Genomic DNA, 15,496 nt, shown 5'->3' with positions numbered 1-15,496 from the left:
CGAGGAGCGGTGCCATGACCTTCAAGACCCTAGACGACCTCACCGATATCACCGGAAAGCGCGTTCTCGTCCGCGTCGACCTCAACGTTCCCGTCAAGGACGGCAAGGTCACCGACGCGACGCGCATCGAGCGGGTCGCCCCCACGATCGTCGAGCTGTCGAAGAAGGGCGCCAAGGTCGTCCTGCTCGCCCATTTCGGCCGCCCGAAGGGTGAAGTGGTCGCCGACCAGTCGCTTGCGCAGATCGTGTCAGCGGTGAAGGACGTGCTCGGCCAGCCGGTCGCTTTCGCCGAAGACTGCATCGGTGACAAGGCGACAGCCGCCATCGACGCGCTCAACAACGGCGGCATCCTGCTTCTGGAAAACACCCGCTTCCACAAGGGCGAAGAGAAGAACGACGCCGAGTTCGCCATGGCGCTCGCCGCCAACGGCGATATCTATGTCAACGACGCCTTCTCCGCCGCCCACCGCGCGCGCGCCTCGACCGAAGGCCTCGCCCACCTGCTTCCCGCCTATGCCGGCCGTACCATGCAGGCCGAGCTAGAGGCGCTGGAAAAGGGCCTCGGCAAGCCGAAGCGTCCGGTCGTCGCCATCGTCGGCGGCGCCAAGGTCTCCACCAAGATCGACCTGTTGATGAACCTCGTAAAGAAGGTCGACGCGCTCGTCATCGGCGGCGGCATGGCCAACACCTTCCTCGCCGCCCGCGGCACGAATGTCGGCAAGTCGCTCTGCGAGCATGACCTCGCCGACACCGCCAAGCAGATCATGATCGAGGCTGCGACCGCCGGCTGCGCCATCATCCTGCCCGAGGACGGCGTCGTCGCCCGCGAGTTCAAGGCGGGTGCGGACAACGAGGTCGTCGCCATCGATGCGATCCCCGCCGACGCCATGGTGCTCGACGTCGGTCCGAAGTCGGTCGAGGTGGTCAACGCCTGGATCTCACGCGCGTCCACTCTGGTCTGGAACGGCCCGCTCGGCGCCTTCGAGATCGCCCCCTTCGACACGGCCACCGTTGCAGCAGCCAAGCACGCGGCCGCCCGCACGAAGGAGGGCGCGCTGATCTCGGTCGCCGGTGGCGGCGATACGGTCGCAGCCCTCAACCATGCCGACGTCGCCGACGACTTCACCTACGTCTCCACCGCCGGCGGCGCCTTCCTCGAATGGATGGAAGGCAAGCCGCTGCCGGGCGTCGACGTGCTGCAGTCGCGCTAAGCAGGCCGCAGGTTGGTTCACGCCGTCACCCCGGACTTGATCCGGCATCCAGCCGCCCCGTGTTTGCGGCGCGAAAGGCTCCTTCTGCGCTCAAGGACTTGAGCGCACTGGATGCCGGATCAGGTCCGGCATGACGGAGGAGAGGCTGCAGCCGCTCGACCAACCTCAGGCTCGCATCCCCCTTACCAATCGCCGGCCCTCTCCACCCAATGGAGGGGGCCATTTTCGTTGACGCCCCATCCGTGCTGGTCGAAGATGACGCAAGGTGCGGCCGGAAACGGCCGCCGCGCAGGCAGACCGGGAGAGGACAAAGATCAGCGCCTCAGGGCAAGGGAGGAAGGCATGAGCGAACGACTGGAAGACATTGCTGCCGCCATGGTCGCGACCGGCAAGGGGCTGCTTGCCGCCGATGAGTCCACCGCCACCATCAAGAAACGCCTCGACAATATCGGCGTCGAATCGACCGAGACTTCCCGGCGCGACTATCGCCAGATGCTGTTTTCCGCCGAAGAAGCGATGCGCTCCTTTATCTCCGGCGTGATCCTCTATGAGGAGACCCTGTTCCAAAAGGCCTCCGACGGCCGGCCGCTGACCGAGATCATTCGTGCCGCCGGCGCAATCCCCGGCATCAAGGTCGACACCGGCGCCAAGCCGATGGCGAACTTCCCCGGCGAAAAGATCACCGAGGGGCTCGATGGCCTTGCCGACCGGCTGGCGAAGTATCGCGAGGCCGGCGCACGCTTCGCCAAGTGGCGCGGCGTCATCGCCGTCTCCGATACGCTGCCGAGCTACAGCGCGATCAAGGCCAACGCCCATGCCCTCTCCCGCTACGCCGCGCTCTGCCAGGAGGCCGGCATCGTGCCGATCGTCGAGCCGGAAGTCTTGATGGACGGCGAGCCGGGCGACCATTCCATCCTGCGATCCCAGGACGTAACCGAGGAGACCCTGCGCATCACCTTCGAGGAACTGGCCGACCAGCGTGTCCGCCTCGAGGGTATGATCCTCAAGCCCTCCATGGTCATCGACGGCAAGAAGGCGCGCGGGGCGTCGATCGAGGAGGTTGCCGAGCGCACCCTGCGCGTGCTGAAACGCACCGTGCCGACCGCGGTGCCCGGCATTGCCTTCCTTTCCGGTGGGCAGTCCACCGAAGAAGCGACCGCCCATCTCTCCGCCATCAACGCCCTGGGTCATCATCCCTGGAAACTGACGTTTTCCTATGGCCGCGCCTTGCAGGCCGAGGCGCTTGCCGCCTGGGGCGGCAAGCCGGACAATGTCGCCGCCGGCCAGCGCGCCTTCGTCCACCGGGCGAGAATGTGCAGCCTCGCCGCCAAGGGCGAATGGAAGAAGGAGATGGAAAGCGCAGCCTGAACTGCAGCGAACGGCCGGCAAAATGCGCAAGCGGCCTTGCGTTTGCCGGCCATCGACCTACATTTTAAGCAACGTCAACGAACAGAAAGGAAGGTGATCCAATGTCTAATGAGATTTCGGACCTCGTGACGGCACTGGGATTTGTGGTGGCAGCAGCGAGGCAGCCCTCGTTCTAAGTCCCACCTTCCTCGGACCCATAGGTCCGGGCCTGTCACACAGGGCCAAACCTCATGAAGGGCCGCCAAGCGCGGCCCTTTTTGATTCGCCGGGGCGGCAGGGCAGAGACGGCCGGTCATTCCGACCGAACCCGATGACGCGATCACGACCATCCGCCTGGCTTACGGTCGGATCAGCACCGTCAGCATCATCAGCGCGATGGCGCCGACGGCAATCTTCCAGAAATCGCGGCGTCGCCGCAGGCCGGGCAGCCCGAGCGGGCGGAGCAGATGCAGTGCCATGGCGACAAGGAGAAGAAGCGGCAGAACTTTCGACATGACCTGTTCCCTTTTATCGCTTCCTGTCACAAGGCGGACACTTTTCCAAGCCGTGGGTTGGCATCGCGACGACGCAAACCGGCCGACCTGATTCTCGTCAAGATTCGGCTTTGGAAAACATGCGCTTGTCTGCATAGTCGTACCCGTCGCAGGCTTCAGGGATACTCGATGCGAAAAAACCTCCTATCCGTCTTCGCGCTCTTGCTCGGCACCCTGTTCCTCTTCCTCGGAAATGGCCTTCACGGCCTGCTGTTGCCGGTGCGCGGCGCGCATGAGGGCTATGCGACCACCCTTCTCGGACTGCTCGGCACCTCCTGGGCCAGCGGCTTCGTGCTCGGCTGCCTGCTGGCGCCGAAGGTCGTCAAGCGCATCGGCCACGTGCGGGCCTTTTCCGGCTTCGCCTCGCTGATCGCCATCATCGCGCTTTTGACCGGCATCCTCGTCGATCCGATCTGGTGGGTGGCGCTGCGTGCCGTCACAGGCTTTTCCATCGCCGGCACCTCGATGATCATCGAGAGCTGGCTGAACGAGCGGGCGACAAATGAAAGCCGTGGCGCCATCTTTTCGCTCTACGTCGCCATCACCCTCTTCGGCGTGGTCGGCGGCCAGATGATGGTGCCGCTCGGCGATGTCGGCACGCCGATCCTCTTCATGGTCGCGGGCATCCTCTATTGCCTGGCGATGCTGCCGACGACGCTTTCGACCGCCGCCTCGCCTCAGCCCCTGAAGCAGGTTCGGCTCGACATACCGGCGCTGTTCCGCACCTCGCCGGTGGCCTGCGTCGGCATCGTGCTGATCGGCATCGCCAACGGCGCCTTCGGCACGCTCGGCGCCGTCTTCGGGGCCGAGGCCGGGCTGACGGCAAGCTTCATCGCATTGATGATGAGCGTCACGATCTTCGCCGGCGCGATCATGCAACTGCCGGCCGGCCGCCTTTCCGACCGGGTCGACCGCCGCTACGTGCTGGCCGCACTCTCGGCCGTCGCCGCCGCCTCGGGACTTTTCATGTTCGTTCTGCAGCCCGCCTCCGTCACCCCCCTGTTGATTGTCATCGCGCTCTATGGTGCGGCGGCGAATGCGCTCTACCCGATCGCCGTCAGCCATGCGAACGACTTCGCCAGCCCGGAGGATTTCGTAAAGGTGTCCGGCGGCCTGCTGCTGCTCTACGGCATCGGCACGATCATCGGCCCGACCCTCGGCGGCCCGGTCATGTCGAAGGCCGGCCCCTATGCGCTGTTTCTCGTCACCTTCGCCGCACACCTGCTGATTACCGCCTACGCGATCTTCCGCAGCCGCCGCCGGGCAGCCCTTCCCGCGGTCGCCCGCGAGGCCTTTACAAATCCCGGCACGCTGACCACACCGGAAAGCCTGCGCCTCTCGCCGCGCGCAGGGCACGAGACGGGACCGCACCCGCCAACGGAGGATGGAAAATGAGCATCTCTGACGACGACAGGCCGATCAGAAAGGTGGCACACGAGATCGGCAGCGATCTGTCGCTGCTTTCGGTGGACGAACTGGCAAGCCGCATCGCGTTGCTGCAGGAGGAGATCGCACGCCTCGAGGCCGAGAAGATCCGGAAAGGGGCGAGCCGCTCGGCGGCCGAAAAACTGTTTCGTTAACAATTCCGCTTTGGTCGAAACAATTAACACGAGTCCGGCGATACGGTTAACCGGCCATTAAGCATCCTGCGCTAGGAATCGGGTATCCGGACTTTTCCGGATTCAGACATTTTCACCGCTTGGGGAATGGGTCTGATTTTCTCCCTGTTTTACCTTGAGAGCCGCTTTCGCGGCTCTTTTTTTGCCTCCTTCCCTGCTGTCGCCCCATGCTGTAAAGAATTGTGGAGATTAACCCTTTCTTAAGATCGTGCTTGCGCGAAATGGTCTATGAGAACATTCTTCCCGCATGAAAACGACGCAGCGGAACACTTCCCCGGGCGTCGTGGCATCTTAGTCGTGATTGCGTTCAACAGGATAATGGGGCCATGTCTGATAGAGGATTGAATACCGTCAGCTTCGCCGGTCACGTCGCAACGTCGTCGCAGTTCAAGAACCTGTACGCCGAAGGCATGGGGCTGGTGGAGGAAACGGCGAGCTACCTCGACGGCCCGGGCCGCCAGGCAGCCAAGGTCCTGCCGCGCATGGCATCCGTCCTCTATGCCGCCGAATCCATGCGCTTGACGACCCGGCTGATGCAGATGGCCTCCTGGCTGCTGCTGCAGCGCGCCGTGAACAATGGCGAGATGACGCGCGATCAGGTGCTGTCGGAAAAGAGCAAGGTGCGTCTGGACGGCTTCAATGTCGATCGCGCGGCACCGGGCTGGAACGAGCTGCCGGAAGCCTTCCGCGACCTCATTGAGCGCTCGCTGCGCCTGCAGAATCGTGTCGCCCTGCTCGACCGCGAAATGTACCGCCCACAGGACGTCCAGACTTTCGTGCCGGACAACCAGAACAGCGTTCAGGCCCAGATCAACCTGCTGCAAACGGCTTTCGGCAACAACTGACCGCGCTTCCGCTCAACGAAGGCAACCGCAACCCGGCCATTCGCCGGGTTTTTTGCTGTGCAGCGGCAACCGCAGCCGAAATGCCGGCAACAAAAAAGCCCGGGAAACCCGGGCTTTGAATTCGTCGCTCGCGATCGGCTTAGAGGCCGAGACCTTCGAAGCGCTTCTTAAACTTGGAAACGCGGCCGGCGCGGTCCATCAGCTGCTGGTTACCGCCGGTCCAGGCCGGGTGCGACTTCGGGTCGATTTCGAGGTTCATGACCGCTCCTTCGGTGCCCCAGGTCGAGCGGGTTTCGTACTCGGTGCCGTCGGTCATGACGACCTTGATGGTGTGGTAGTCGGGATGGATATCAGCCTTCATGACAATCTTCCTGCCTGTTCGGGAGACCATTTGTCGCAATCGGTTGCGGCAGCCGGGCCAAAGACGTAAATGAAGCCGCTACCGTTCAGGCCAGCGGCTTCCCAATTCGATGGCGAGCCTATACATGAAGGCCGGCGGGATAACAAGAGCCGAAAGACAATTCGTGCCGCAACGTACCGGAAATGAGGTAAACGTGAGCAAAGAACCCGAAGCCGGCGCGGAGCGCAAGTCCGAACGCAAATCCCTCCGACCGCTCGCAGCGCTTGCTCCCTATCTGGGCCGCTACCGCGGTCTGGTCGCCGGCGCCCTCGTCGCCCTGGTGGCTGCCGCGGTCACGACACTGGCGCTGCCGATGGCCGTGCGCCGGATGATCGACCACGGCTTCTCCGAATCCGACGCCGGCTTCATCGACACCTACTTCATGATGCTGGCGGCGCTGGCGATCCTCCTGGCGCTCGCCAGCGCCTTTCGCTACTTCTTCGTCATCACGCTCGGCGAACGGATCGTCTCGGACCTGCGCCGCGAGGTGTTCGATCACGTGACGCACCTGTCGCCGGCCTTCTTCGACCAGAACCAGTCCGGCGAGATCGTCTCGCGGCTGACCGCCGATACGACGCAGGTCAAGTCCGCGGTCGGGGCGACCGCATCGGTGGCGCTGCGCAACCTGATCCTGTGCCTCGGCGCGATCGCCATGATGATCTACACCAGCCCCAAGCTCTCGAGCCTGGTTCTTGCTGCAATCCCGATCATCGTCTTCCCGCTCGTCGCCTTCGGCCGCTCGGTGCGCCGCCGCTCGCGCCAGGCGCAGGATACGCTCGCCTCTGCGTCGGCCTATGCCGGCGAGGCGATCGGCGCGGTGCGCACCGTGCAGGCGTTCAACGCCGAGCAGTCCGCGCGCGACCGCTTCGGCAGCGCCGTGGAAACCGCGTTTGGCGCGGCCCGCTCGGCCATCCTCGCCCGCTCGCTCCTGACCGGCTTTGCCATCGCCATGGTGTTCGGCAGCGTCGTGGCAGTTCTGTGGTTCGGGGCCCAGGATGTGCTCTCCGGCCACATCTCCGCCGGCACGCTCGGCCAGTTCCTGCTCTACTCGGTCTTTGCCGCCGGCAGTCTCGGCTCGCTCTCGGAGGTTTGGGGCGAACTGTCCCAGGCAGCCGGCGCCGCGGAGCGCCTGACCGAACTTCTGGACGAGCGGCCGGCGATCACCGCACCCGCGCGCCCGACCGCTCTCCCCGTTCCCCCGCGCGGCGCGCTCGACTTTTCCGACGTTCATTTCGCCTATCCCTCGCGCCCCGGCTATCGCAGCCTCAATGGCTTGAGCTTCTCGATCAGGCCCGGCGAGACCGTCGCCGTCGTCGGGCCATCGGGCGCCGGCAAGAGCACGATCCTGTCGCTGATCCTGCGCTTCTACGACCCCACCAGCGGCAGGGTGATGCTCGACGGCGTCGACCTGCGCTCGGCCGATCCGGAGGAAATCCGCAGCCGCATCGCGATCGTGCCGCAGGACGTGACGATCTTCGCATCCACCATCGCCGACAACATCGCCTTCGGCCTGCCGGGTGCATCGCCCGAGCGGGTCCGGGCCGCCGCGAAGGCCGCCCAGGCGGAAGAATTCATCAGCCGGCTAGACCACGGCTTCGATACGATGGTCGGCGAGCGCGGCGTCACGCTCTCGGGCGGTCAGCGGCAGCGCATCGCGATCGCGCGCGCGATCCTGAAGGACGCCCCGCTGCTTCTGCTAGACGAAGCGACCTCCGCGCTCGACGCCGAGAGCGAGAAGCTGGTGCAGAAGGCGCTGGACGGGTTGATGGGCCATCGCACGACGATCGTCATCGCCCATCGGCTCGCGACCGTGCTCAAGGCGGACCGGATCCTCGTCATGGACCATGGCCGCATCGTCGAGGAAGGCACGCACCAGTCGCTCGTGCGGCAGGGCGGGCTCTATGCCAAGCTCGCGCGCCTGCAATTCGACCATGGTGAAGAGCAGTCGACGGCGGCGCAGTAAACGCCCCACCGTTTACTTCTCCGTCAGTTTCAGTTCGATCCGCCGGTTGGTCGCGCGGGCCTGCTCGGTTTCGCCGGGTGCCAAGGGCTGGAATTCGCCGAAGCCGGCGGCGACGAGGCGATCGGCGGGAACGCCCCTAGAGATCAGGAACTTGACGACCGATGTCGCCCGGGCCGAGGAGAGCTCCCAGTTGTCGGCGTACCTGCCTGTTCCTGAAAGTGGAACGTTGTCGGTATGGCCGTCGACACGCAGCACCCAGTTGATCTCCGGCGGGATTTCCTTGGCAAGATCGAGGAGTGCGGCGGCGAGCTTGGCCATTTCCGCCTGGCCATCAGGGTTCAGTTCGCTGCCGCCGGAGGGGAAGAGCACCTCGGACTGGAACACGAAGCGGTCGCCGACGATACGGATGTTCTCGCGGTCAGACAGGATTTCCCGCAGGCGCCCGAAGAAATCCGACCGGTAGCGGTTCAGTTCCTGAACTCGCTGGGCCAGCGCCACGTTGAGACGGCGGCCGAGATCGGCGATCTTCGCCTGCGAGGCCTGGTCTTTGGCCTCCGAGGCCTGCAACGCGCCTTCGACCGCCGCGATCTGGCTTCGCAGGGCGGCAATCTGCTGGTTGAGCAACTCGATCTGGCTCATCGCCCGTGCGCTCACCTGTTTTTCAGCGTCGAGCGTTTCGTTCAGCGACGAAACACGCGCATTGGCCGCATCTGAGGCGCCTGTGCCCTGATCCAGCATTTGCTGCAATCGCGAGCGCTCGCCTTCGGATTCCGCCAGCGACGCCTGGAGATTGACCAGCGTGTCCTCCAGGTCCTGCTTGCCACTCTTTTCCAACGCCAGAAGCTGGGTGAGTTCGTTGACCTGGCTCGTCAGCCGGTTCAACACCTCGTCCTTGCCGGTGATCTCGCGACTCAGGAAGAACTGGGCGAGCACGAACACGCAAAGCAGGAACATGATGGCGAGCAGCAGTGTCGAAAGGGCATCGACGAAGCCGGGCCAGTAGTCGACGGCCCGTTGCGAGCGGCGGTTGCGGGCAAGCGCCATAGGTTATTCGCCTCCGGCCTTGTCGCGTAGCCGCTCGTTGTCATGCCCCCTGTCGGAGGCACGTTCCCCATTGGTCTTCGCAACCAGCCGGTCGAGCGTTCGGCGCAGGGCCTTGGCCTCGTCCTGCTGCGCCTCGATCCAGTCGCGCAGCATCTGCTGCTCGCTACGCATGTTCTTGACAAGGCCCTGGATCCCCTCCGCCAGGCTGGCCATCGCCGCGGTCGAACGGCTATGCCCGCCTTCCTGGGACAACTTCAGGATCTGCTCGGCGAGCGCCTTGATGTCCGTCGCGTCGCCACTATTGGCAGCCAGGGCGGGAGACAGCTCCGAGGAAACATCCGTTACCGACGACAGCCAGTTCTCCAGTTCCATGTAGAAGCGGTTCTGTGCGCGCCCGGCCTGGAGGTCCAGAAAGCCGAGGATCAGCGAGCCGGACAGGCCGAACAGCGACGTGGAGAAGGCAGTGCCCATGCCGGAAAGCGGCGCGGACAACCCTTCCTTGAGGGCTGTCAGCACGTCGTTCGCCGTCCCTGCGCCGGCGTCGAGCGACTGGATGACGGTGTTGATCGAGCCGATCGTGCCGAGCAGGCCCCAGAAGGTGCCCAGCAGGCCGAGGAAGACCAGCAAGCCGATGAGATAGCGCGAAGTGTCGCGCGATTCGTCCAGGCGTGTCGCGATCGAATCGAGGATCGAGCGCAGCGCCGTAGTGGAGATCGCAATGGAGTGATGCTTGCCGATCAGCGCCCGCATCGGCGCGAGCAGGACAGGATCGCGGCCGACCTTCTCGGCACTGCCGGCGGCGCGGAACGAATTGAACCAGCGCACCTCCGGCCGGAGCGAAAGCACATGACTGAAGACGAGCAGGATACCGATCGAAAGCACGCCGAGAATCAGGCCATTGAGGCCGGGATTGCTGACGAAGGCGGCGTGGGCCTGGCGAAACAGGATCGCCGCGACGAAGCCGACGATGATCAGGAAGATCACCATCGTCCAGAAGAACGGCATCGGACTCGACAGCTTGTGGGGGTAGTCTTCCCCGGTCTCGGCCGGCCCCTCCCAACCCGACAGCGCCAGCTTTGTCATTGTCCCCGCATCTCCTGCTTCACTACGCTGGGAGCCTAGAGGAAGATTGCGCCGAATTGAAGAGGTTACGCATCACCTTACACTGGACAGTGCAAAGGATCAGCGGCGCTGCGCTGGTGCGCCAAATGCAAAATGCGGGCGCCGCTGCAGGGCGATTGCGACCGCATTCCAATTGGACGGGACGGTCCGAACAACGAGCGCGGGCCGTCCCGATATATTGGCCTATCGCGCCGGAACCGGACGGTGCAGGACCTCGGTAAGTGCCTTGTGGATATGCTCATTGCCGGTCACGATCGTGCCCGTTTCGAGCATGGCATTGCCACCGTTCAGATCACTGACGAAGCCGCCGGCTTCGCGGATCAGGAGGATACCAGCGGCGACGTCCCATGCCGAAAGGTCGCGCTCCCAGAAGCCGTCGAAACGACCGGCGGCGACATAGGCGAGGTCGAGGGCGGCAGCCCCCATCCGGCGGATACCGGCTACTTCGCCCATGGTGTGGCGCAGTTCGATCAGAAACTTGCCGTGGTTGCCGCGGCCGAGATGCGGCACGCCGCAGCCGATGACGCAGTCCGACAGTTCCTTGCGCGCGGCGACCCGGAGACGGCGATCGTTGAGGAAGGCGCCGCCGCCCTTTTCGGCGGTGTAGAGTTCATCGGTCGCCGGGTTGAGCACGACGGCTGCGACGATCTCGCCGTTGCGCTCCAGCGCGATCGACGATGCAAAGGCCGGAATGCCGTGCAGGAAGTTGGTCGTGCCGTCGAGCGGGTCCACGATCCAGCGGTGCGCGCCGTCGGTCCCCTTGATCTCCTCGCTCTCCTCGCCAAGGAAGCCGTAGGTCGGCCGGGCCTTGAGGAGTTCGTCGCGGATCAGCTTCTCAGCCTTGCGGTCGGCCTGGGAAACGTAGTCGCCCGGCCCTTTCAGCGACACCTGGAGGTTCTGCACCTCGCCGAAATCGCGGGCAAGCGACTTGCCCGCCTTGAATGCGGCCTGAACCATGACGTTGAGAAGAGCTGAGCGAGCCATCTGGGCTTGTCCTTGTCAATTGTCCGGCGGGCATCTGTGACCTCTGCCGGAAGATGTCGGTGTCAATCGGCGCGACGTAGATAGGTGATCTCGTTGGTATCGACGAGAATGCGTTCGCCAGCCTCGACGAAGGGCGGAACAAGAACGCGGACGCCGTTTTCCAGGATCGCCGGCTTGTAGGACGACGCCGCCGTCTGCCCCTTTACCACCGGATCCGCCTCGGCCACCGCCAGAACGACCTGGTCGGGCAGCGAGATGCCGATCGGCTTGTCATTGTAGAGCTGGACCGAGACCATCATCCCGTCCTTGAGGAAGGCGGCGCGATCGCCGACGAATTCCTTCTGCAGCTCGAGCTGGTCATAGGTGTCGACATCCATGAAGACGAGGCCCTCGCCCTGCTCGAACAGGAACTGGAAGTCCTTCTTCTCGAGCTCGACGCGCTCGACTGTCTCCGACGAGCGGAACCGCTCGTTGAGCTTGGTGCCGTCGATCAGGTTCTTCAACTCGACCTGGTTGAACGCCCCGCCCTTGCCGGGCTTGACGGTGGTGCTCTTAACCGCTGCCCAAAGACCACCATTGTGCTCGATGACATTGCCCGGCTTGATTTCGCTGCCGTTGATTTTCATGAGAGTTCCGTAGAGAAAATCGCCGGTTCTGCGCAATCGACGGGATCGGGAACCGGCTATGCGGCCTCAAGACCATAAATCCCTTCAAAGTTCAAGCCTCGCGCACGGAATGCAGCCATTCGCCGGCCGCAATGCTCTGTCCTTCAGTGCGGCCGAAACTTGTTTGCGGCGGCGATCGCCGCTTTCTGCTGTTCGTCGGTCAGACCGAGATAGAAATCCTCAAGCCCGTCGTCCTTCAGACCGGCGCGGCGCGACAGCACGAACCATTTTCCCGCCTCGATCGGATCCGGCGGCGTTCCAAGCGCGTTGATATAAAGATAGGCCAGCCGGTTCTGTGCCACGACGTTGCCGCCGTCCGCCGCCCTTTTCAACCAGTTGAAGCCCGCCTGGTAGTCCTTCTCGCCCGCCACCCCGTTGACGAGCCAGATGCCGAGGTCGAGCTGGGCGGTGTCATATCCGGCGCGTGCGGCTCGCAACAGCCATTCGCGGGCACGCCTGGTCTTCTCGGCAGGCAGATTTGCGAGATTGGTGTATATCTGCGCCAGGGCGTATTGCGCATCCGCAATGCCCTGCTCAGCGGACTTCTCGTAGTAGGGCATCGCCGCGCGAAGCCCCTTTTCGCCGGGGCTGTCGGCAACGAGCATCTGGGCGTAGTTGAACTGTGCCGAAGGATTGCCCGCCTCGGCCGATTTCTTCATCAGTTCGTCCGCCTTCTTGCGATCGCGCGGAACGATCCGGCCTTCGATCAGAAGCAGCGCATACTTGAACATCCCGGCCGGGTCGCCGCCTTCTGCCGCCTGCTTGTACCAGAAGGCCGCCTCCTTGCGGTCGCGCTTGACGCCGAGGCCCTGGTCGAAAAGTTCGGCCACCAGCGTCTGGGCGGCCGCGTCGCCACCTTGGGCGCGCGGGAGGGCAAGATCCATCGCGGTCAGGTAAAAGCCGCGCTGATAGGCACCATAGGCTTCGTCCACCTTGCCGGAGTAGGCTTTTTCCGCCGGCAGCTCCGGAAGCGGTGCTCCCATGCGGTCGAGGACGCTCAATCCCTCCGACGGTCCTTGCAACTGCTTTTCCTTGTCGGCATCATTTGCGCCCTTGGCCGAGATGCGCCCCGCCGGATTGCCGCCGGCAGGATCGAGAAGTCGCGACGTGCGCTGATCGGGTGCCGGTGCGTCCAGCGCATCGGCCTCGGCTTCCGAGGATTTCGAAGACTCAGCGGTTGCCGTGCCGCCTCCATCGGTGACGCCGGGAGGCATGGCCGGCGCAGCTTGGTCGCTTTCGCCGGTCGGCGCAGGCAGCGAAGCGCCCTTCCCGTCTGAGGTTCCGGGGGCAGGCTGCTCCTGTGCCACGGTCGGTTTCGGCGGTTCTTCGGCATATGTGACGGGAACGCCGGCGCCGAGCGCACAGCACAGGATCGTCGTCAACCGCAATGACCAAAGATCGGAAGCCCTCTTCATGCGGTTGCTTTAATCCTCGAACCGTGGCGCTTTTTCGTCGAGAAGCGCATTGACTGAGGCAACAACCTGGGCGGCATTCCGGGGCTCGGCGAACACGGCCTGGCAAAGCGCGACGAACTCGGCTCCGGTTTCCGCCACCGCGAGCGCCGATTGCGGATCGGTGCCCCCCATGACGACGCATGGAACCTCGACCATGGAGGCCCACCACTCGGCCAGCGCAAGATTCTTGGAATGCGGCTCCGGCTTGATGTCGCCGCCGATCTTTCCAAAGAAGATATAGTCCGGTGCGAGGTCGCCAATTTCCAGCGCGACGTGCCGGTCCTTGGCGTTGCCGCCACCGACGATCAGTTTCGGCGAATAGTTCCCCATCGCTTCCGCCATCGCCTCGAGCCCGCCGGTAACGTGAATGCCATCGGCCTTGGCGCGTCCGGCAACGCGCGTGTCCCCCGCGATCAGGGCCGCAGCACCCGCCTTCTGGATCACCGGCACCAACGCCTCGGCATGCTTCTGGAAGACGCCGTCCTCCAACCCATATTGGGGCAGAACCACCGAGGCGACGTCACCACCGCGTAGCGCATCCTCCAGCATCACCCGGCGCGCGTCGATGTCCTCTCCTTCAGGCAGGATCAGCATGAGGCGGCAGCGGTTTTCGGTTCCAGTCATCGAACATCCATTTCGTCAGAATTGTCTTCGGAGAGCACAGCCCCTCTCGCAATGCCCTGCCAAAGCCGATAGACCGGTTGCACCAATGGATCAATCGCTCGCATGTCCATCGACCCCAGCATCTATCTTGTCGCCGTTCCCGCCGTCATCCTCGTCGGGCTTGCCAAAGGCGGGATGGGCGAGGCGCTGGCGCTGATGGGCGTGCCCATCCTTGCCATGGCGGTTCCGCCGGTGCAAGCGGCTGCGGTGTTCCTGCCGCTCCTCGTCATCAGCGACATCGTCTCGCTGTGGATGTGGCGCCGGCACAACGACCGCCGCACGCTCCAGTTCCTGCTGCCGGGCGGCATCGTCGGGATCGCACTCGGCTGGGCGACGTCCGCCTATGTTCCACGCGACGCGCTGCGCCTGATCATCGGCGCGATCACCATCTTTTTTGCTCTGCGCTACTTCTACGGCCAGTGGCGGCTGCGGCACGGCATCGTCATTCCGCCGAAATCGCAGCGGGTCGGTCCGGCCGCCTTTTTCGGCATGCTCGCCGGTTACGGCAGCTTTGTTGCACATGCCGGCGGCGCGCCGTTCCAGGTCTATGCCCTGCCGTTGAAGCTTCCGCCGCGCGACTACACGGGCGCGATCGTGCGCTATTTCGCCATCCTGAATGCGGTGAAGCTCATCCCCTATTTCGCGCTCGGACAGCTCGACAAAACCAACCTTACAATCTCCGCAACCCTTGCGCCCCTTGCCATGGTTGCGACCGCCGCCGGCGGTTACCTGGTCAAGCGCATGAAGACCGAGGTGTTCTATCCTTTCATGTATACGATGGCCCTGATGGCCGGCCTCAAACTTGCCTATGACGGACTTGCTTCACTGGTTTGAAGTCGTCGTCACACAGACGAAATATCCCGGCTGCCGTTCGGCAACCGGGATATCGAAATCGGCCTTTCACGGCCCTGTTGATCCGCCTTTGTCATGGTTCGCGATGACGGGGCGGGGCCACCCCAATTTGACTCCTTCTTGGAAAACTCTGTCCAATCAATTCGTTGACGAGCGAAGCCTCTCGATCTCGTCCTTGATGCGCAGCTTCCGTCGCTTGATGTCGGCGATAATCTCGTCTTCGGCAGACGGGCGGTTCATCGCTTCGTGAAGCTCTTCTTCAAGAGCGAAGTGCTTCTTTTCAAGCGTGGCAAGGTGAGCCTCAATCGACATGTGACAGTTCCTTCCATTTTGTTCGCACCCGGACGCTTGCGCGTCTGGTGTCCAGGTTGCAACAGCCGGAGTTTGCCATGCCATTTTTCATTTGTCGAAGGCGAAAAGGTCGCTGAGTATAACTTCCCGTAGGCCCTCATTTCGTGATAGGAGCAGCGATCTTGCTGAACGCGAATGGCGCACAAATCGCCATCGTGAAGGGATGGGGAATGAAAGCATGGCAGACCAGGAACAGGCGGAACTGCGATTGGCAATAGCCCGGCTGCGCCAGGAACACGAGGATTATGACGCCGCTATCAATGCCATGATCCAGGTTGGCTGCGACGCCTTGCGAGTGCAGCGAATGAAGAAGAAGAAGCTCGTGATCAAGGACCGGATCTCCAAGATCGAGGACCAGATTATTCCCGATATCATCGCCTGAAACGGAAAGCGCAGTGAAAGCACCGCAAACGCCCCCCGTC

Annotated in this window: 17 protein-coding genes; 8 read left to right on the top strand and 9 right to left on the bottom strand. The window is 63.6% G+C overall.

The features are described from left to right. Window positions 1-14: 14 nt before the first annotated feature. Both JNC62_RS08475 and JNC62_RS08470 read left to right on the top strand, forming a co-directional pair. A complete protein-coding gene (locus JNC62_RS08475; protein ID WP_374837777.1) occupies window positions 15-1,211 on the top strand; it encodes a phosphoglycerate kinase in 1,197 nt (398 codons plus the stop codon). A 342-nt stretch (window positions 1,212-1,553) separates the two neighbouring features. Next, complete coding sequence (locus tag JNC62_RS08470; protein ID WP_374837775.1) at window positions 1,554-2,579, top strand: class I fructose-bisphosphate aldolase; 1,026 nt, start codon at window positions 1,554-1,556, stop codon at window positions 2,577-2,579. Window positions 2,580-2,917: 338 nt separating this feature from the next. On the opposite strand, the gene JNC62_RS08465 is transcribed toward JNC62_RS08470, so the two are convergent. After that, window positions 2,918-3,073, bottom strand: coding sequence for a hypothetical protein (locus JNC62_RS08465; RefSeq protein WP_374837773.1), 156 nt, complete (start codon window positions 3,071-3,073; stop codon window positions 2,918-2,920). A gap of 168 nt (window positions 3,074-3,241) precedes the next feature. Here JNC62_RS08465 and JNC62_RS08460 point away from each other — a divergent pair, with 168 nt between their 5' ends. The 3 genes from JNC62_RS08460 to rcdA all read left to right on the top strand — a co-directional run bounded on the left by JNC62_RS08460 (window position 3,242) and on the right by rcdA (window position 5,576). Beyond that, window positions 3,242-4,507, top strand: a complete 1,266-nt coding sequence (locus JNC62_RS08460) for an MFS transporter (protein WP_374837771.1) — start codon at window positions 3,242-3,244, stop codon at window positions 4,505-4,507. Then, on the top strand, window positions 4,504-4,692 hold the full coding sequence (locus JNC62_RS08455; protein WP_374837769.1) for a DUF1192 domain-containing protein: 189 nt from the start codon (window positions 4,504-4,506) through the stop codon (window positions 4,690-4,692). Before JNC62_RS08460 ends, JNC62_RS08455 begins: the two co-directional genes overlap by 4 nt. Before the next feature lie 365 nt (window positions 4,693-5,057). Beyond that, on the top strand, window positions 5,058-5,576 hold the full coding sequence (rcdA, locus tag JNC62_RS08450) for a protease adaptor protein RcdA (protein WP_374837767.1): 519 nt from the start codon (window positions 5,058-5,060) through the stop codon (window positions 5,574-5,576). A gap of 139 nt (window positions 5,577-5,715) precedes the next feature. On the opposite strand, the gene rpmE is transcribed toward rcdA, so the two are convergent. Further along, a complete protein-coding gene (gene rpmE, locus JNC62_RS08445; RefSeq protein WP_310421752.1) occupies window positions 5,716-5,937 on the bottom strand; it encodes a 50S ribosomal protein L31 in 222 nt (73 codons plus the stop codon). A 193-nt stretch (window positions 5,938-6,130) separates the two neighbouring features. Between rpmE and JNC62_RS08440 the strand changes: the two genes are divergently transcribed. Then, a complete protein-coding gene (locus tag JNC62_RS08440) occupies window positions 6,131-7,939 on the top strand; it encodes an ABC transporter transmembrane domain-containing protein (RefSeq protein ID WP_374837765.1) in 1,809 nt (602 codons plus the stop codon). A 12-nt stretch (window positions 7,940-7,951) separates the two neighbouring features. Here JNC62_RS08440 and JNC62_RS08435 read toward each other — a convergent pair whose 3' ends face one another. The 6 genes from JNC62_RS08435 to JNC62_RS08410 all read right to left on the bottom strand — a co-directional run bounded on the left by JNC62_RS08435 (window position 7,952) and on the right by JNC62_RS08410 (window position 13,832). Continuing rightward, complete coding sequence (locus JNC62_RS08435) at window positions 7,952-8,983, bottom strand: peptidoglycan -binding protein (RefSeq protein ID WP_374837763.1); 1,032 nt, start codon at window positions 8,981-8,983, stop codon at window positions 7,952-7,954. Between the two features lie 3 nt (window positions 8,984-8,986). Beyond that, a complete protein-coding gene (locus JNC62_RS08430; RefSeq protein WP_374837761.1) occupies window positions 8,987-10,066 on the bottom strand; it encodes a MotA/TolQ/ExbB proton channel family protein in 1,080 nt (359 codons plus the stop codon). 222 nt (window positions 10,067-10,288) lie between these two features. Next, complete coding sequence (locus tag JNC62_RS08425; protein ID WP_374837759.1) at window positions 10,289-11,089, bottom strand: inositol monophosphatase family protein; 801 nt, start codon at window positions 11,087-11,089, stop codon at window positions 10,289-10,291. A 62-nt stretch (window positions 11,090-11,151) separates the two neighbouring features. Further along, window positions 11,152-11,715 (bottom strand): elongation factor P, encoded by a 564-nt coding sequence (efp, locus tag JNC62_RS08420; protein WP_374837757.1) that lies wholly within the window; start codon window positions 11,713-11,715, stop codon window positions 11,152-11,154. Between the two features lie 143 nt (window positions 11,716-11,858). Then, window positions 11,859-13,169 carry a tetratricopeptide repeat protein gene (locus JNC62_RS08415; RefSeq protein ID WP_374837755.1) on the bottom strand — a complete coding sequence of 437 codons (1,311 nt, stop codon included), beginning with the start codon at window positions 13,167-13,169 and terminating at the stop codon, window positions 11,859-11,861. Between the two features lie 9 nt (window positions 13,170-13,178). Beyond that, a complete protein-coding gene (locus JNC62_RS08410) occupies window positions 13,179-13,832 on the bottom strand; it encodes a thiamine phosphate synthase (RefSeq protein WP_374837753.1) in 654 nt (217 codons plus the stop codon). 102 nt (window positions 13,833-13,934) lie between these two features. Here JNC62_RS08410 and JNC62_RS08405 point away from each other — a divergent pair, with 102 nt between their 5' ends. Then, window positions 13,935-14,705, top strand: coding sequence for a sulfite exporter TauE/SafE family protein (locus JNC62_RS08405; protein ID WP_374837751.1), 771 nt, complete (start codon window positions 13,935-13,937; stop codon window positions 14,703-14,705). Between the two features lie 156 nt (window positions 14,706-14,861). Here the strand turns inward: JNC62_RS08405 and JNC62_RS08400 are convergent, their stop codons facing one another. Continuing rightward, window positions 14,862-15,035 carry a YdcH family protein gene (locus JNC62_RS08400; protein WP_374837749.1) on the bottom strand — a complete coding sequence of 58 codons (174 nt, stop codon included), beginning with the start codon at window positions 15,033-15,035 and terminating at the stop codon, window positions 14,862-14,864. 217 nt (window positions 15,036-15,252) lie between these two features. Between JNC62_RS08400 and JNC62_RS08395 the strand changes: the two genes are divergently transcribed. Beyond that, entirely contained in the window at window positions 15,253-15,456 is a 204-nt protein-coding gene (locus tag JNC62_RS08395; RefSeq protein WP_108003658.1) for a YdcH family protein, read from the top strand. Window positions 15,457-15,496: the final 40 nt, after the last annotated feature.

Origin of the sequence: Mycoplana ramosa (assembly GCF_041930185.1) — a bacterium.
GTDB classification, from domain to species: domain Bacteria; phylum Pseudomonadota; class Alphaproteobacteria; order Rhizobiales; family Rhizobiaceae; genus Mycoplana; species Mycoplana ramosa.
Note: the sequence above shows the minus strand (reverse complement) of the source record. Positions and strands in the feature narration are given on the sequence as shown.

What these genes read in the sequence shown, in the direction of transcription:
- JNC62_RS08415 (WP_374837755.1), bottom strand. Translation starts at nt 13,169, where the DNA reads ATGAAGAGGGCTTCCGATCTTTGGTCATTGCGGTTGACGACGATCCTG.
- rcdA (WP_374837767.1), top strand. Translation starts at nt 5,058, where the DNA reads ATGTCTGATAGAGGATTGAATACCGTCAGCTTCGCCGGTCACGTCGCA.
- JNC62_RS08475 (WP_374837777.1), top strand. Translation starts at nt 15, where the DNA reads ATGACCTTCAAGACCCTAGACGACCTCACCGATATCACCGGAAAGCGC.
- JNC62_RS08460 (WP_374837771.1), top strand. Translation starts at nt 3,242, where the DNA reads ATGCGAAAAAACCTCCTATCCGTCTTCGCGCTCTTGCTCGGCACCCTG.
- JNC62_RS08470 (WP_374837775.1), top strand. Translation starts at nt 1,554, where the DNA reads ATGAGCGAACGACTGGAAGACATTGCTGCCGCCATGGTCGCGACCGGC.
- JNC62_RS08400 (WP_374837749.1), bottom strand. Translation starts at nt 15,035, where the DNA reads ATGTCGATTGAGGCTCACCTTGCCACGCTTGAAAAGAAGCACTTCGCT.
- JNC62_RS08435 (WP_374837763.1), bottom strand. Translation starts at nt 8,983, where the DNA reads ATGGCGCTTGCCCGCAACCGCCGCTCGCAACGGGCCGTCGACTACTGG.
- rpmE (WP_310421752.1), bottom strand. Translation starts at nt 5,937, where the DNA reads ATGAAGGCTGATATCCATCCCGACTACCACACCATCAAGGTCGTCATG.
- JNC62_RS08405 (WP_374837751.1), top strand. Translation starts at nt 13,935, where the DNA reads ATGTCCATCGACCCCAGCATCTATCTTGTCGCCGTTCCCGCCGTCATC.
- JNC62_RS08410 (WP_374837753.1), bottom strand. Translation starts at nt 13,832, where the DNA reads ATGACTGGAACCGAAAACCGCTGCCGCCTCATGCTGATCCTGCCTGAA.
- efp (WP_374837757.1), bottom strand. Translation starts at nt 11,715, where the DNA reads ATGAAAATCAACGGCAGCGAAATCAAGCCGGGCAATGTCATCGAGCAC.
- JNC62_RS08455 (WP_374837769.1), top strand. Translation starts at nt 4,504, where the DNA reads ATGAGCATCTCTGACGACGACAGGCCGATCAGAAAGGTGGCACACGAG.
- JNC62_RS08425 (WP_374837759.1), bottom strand. Translation starts at nt 11,089, where the DNA reads ATGGCTCGCTCAGCTCTTCTCAACGTCATGGTTCAGGCCGCATTCAAG.
- JNC62_RS08395 (WP_108003658.1), top strand. Translation starts at nt 15,253, where the DNA reads ATGGCAGACCAGGAACAGGCGGAACTGCGATTGGCAATAGCCCGGCTG.
- JNC62_RS08430 (WP_374837761.1), bottom strand. Translation starts at nt 10,066, where the DNA reads ATGACAAAGCTGGCGCTGTCGGGTTGGGAGGGGCCGGCCGAGACCGGG.
- JNC62_RS08465 (WP_374837773.1), bottom strand. Translation starts at nt 3,073, where the DNA reads ATGTCGAAAGTTCTGCCGCTTCTTCTCCTTGTCGCCATGGCACTGCAT.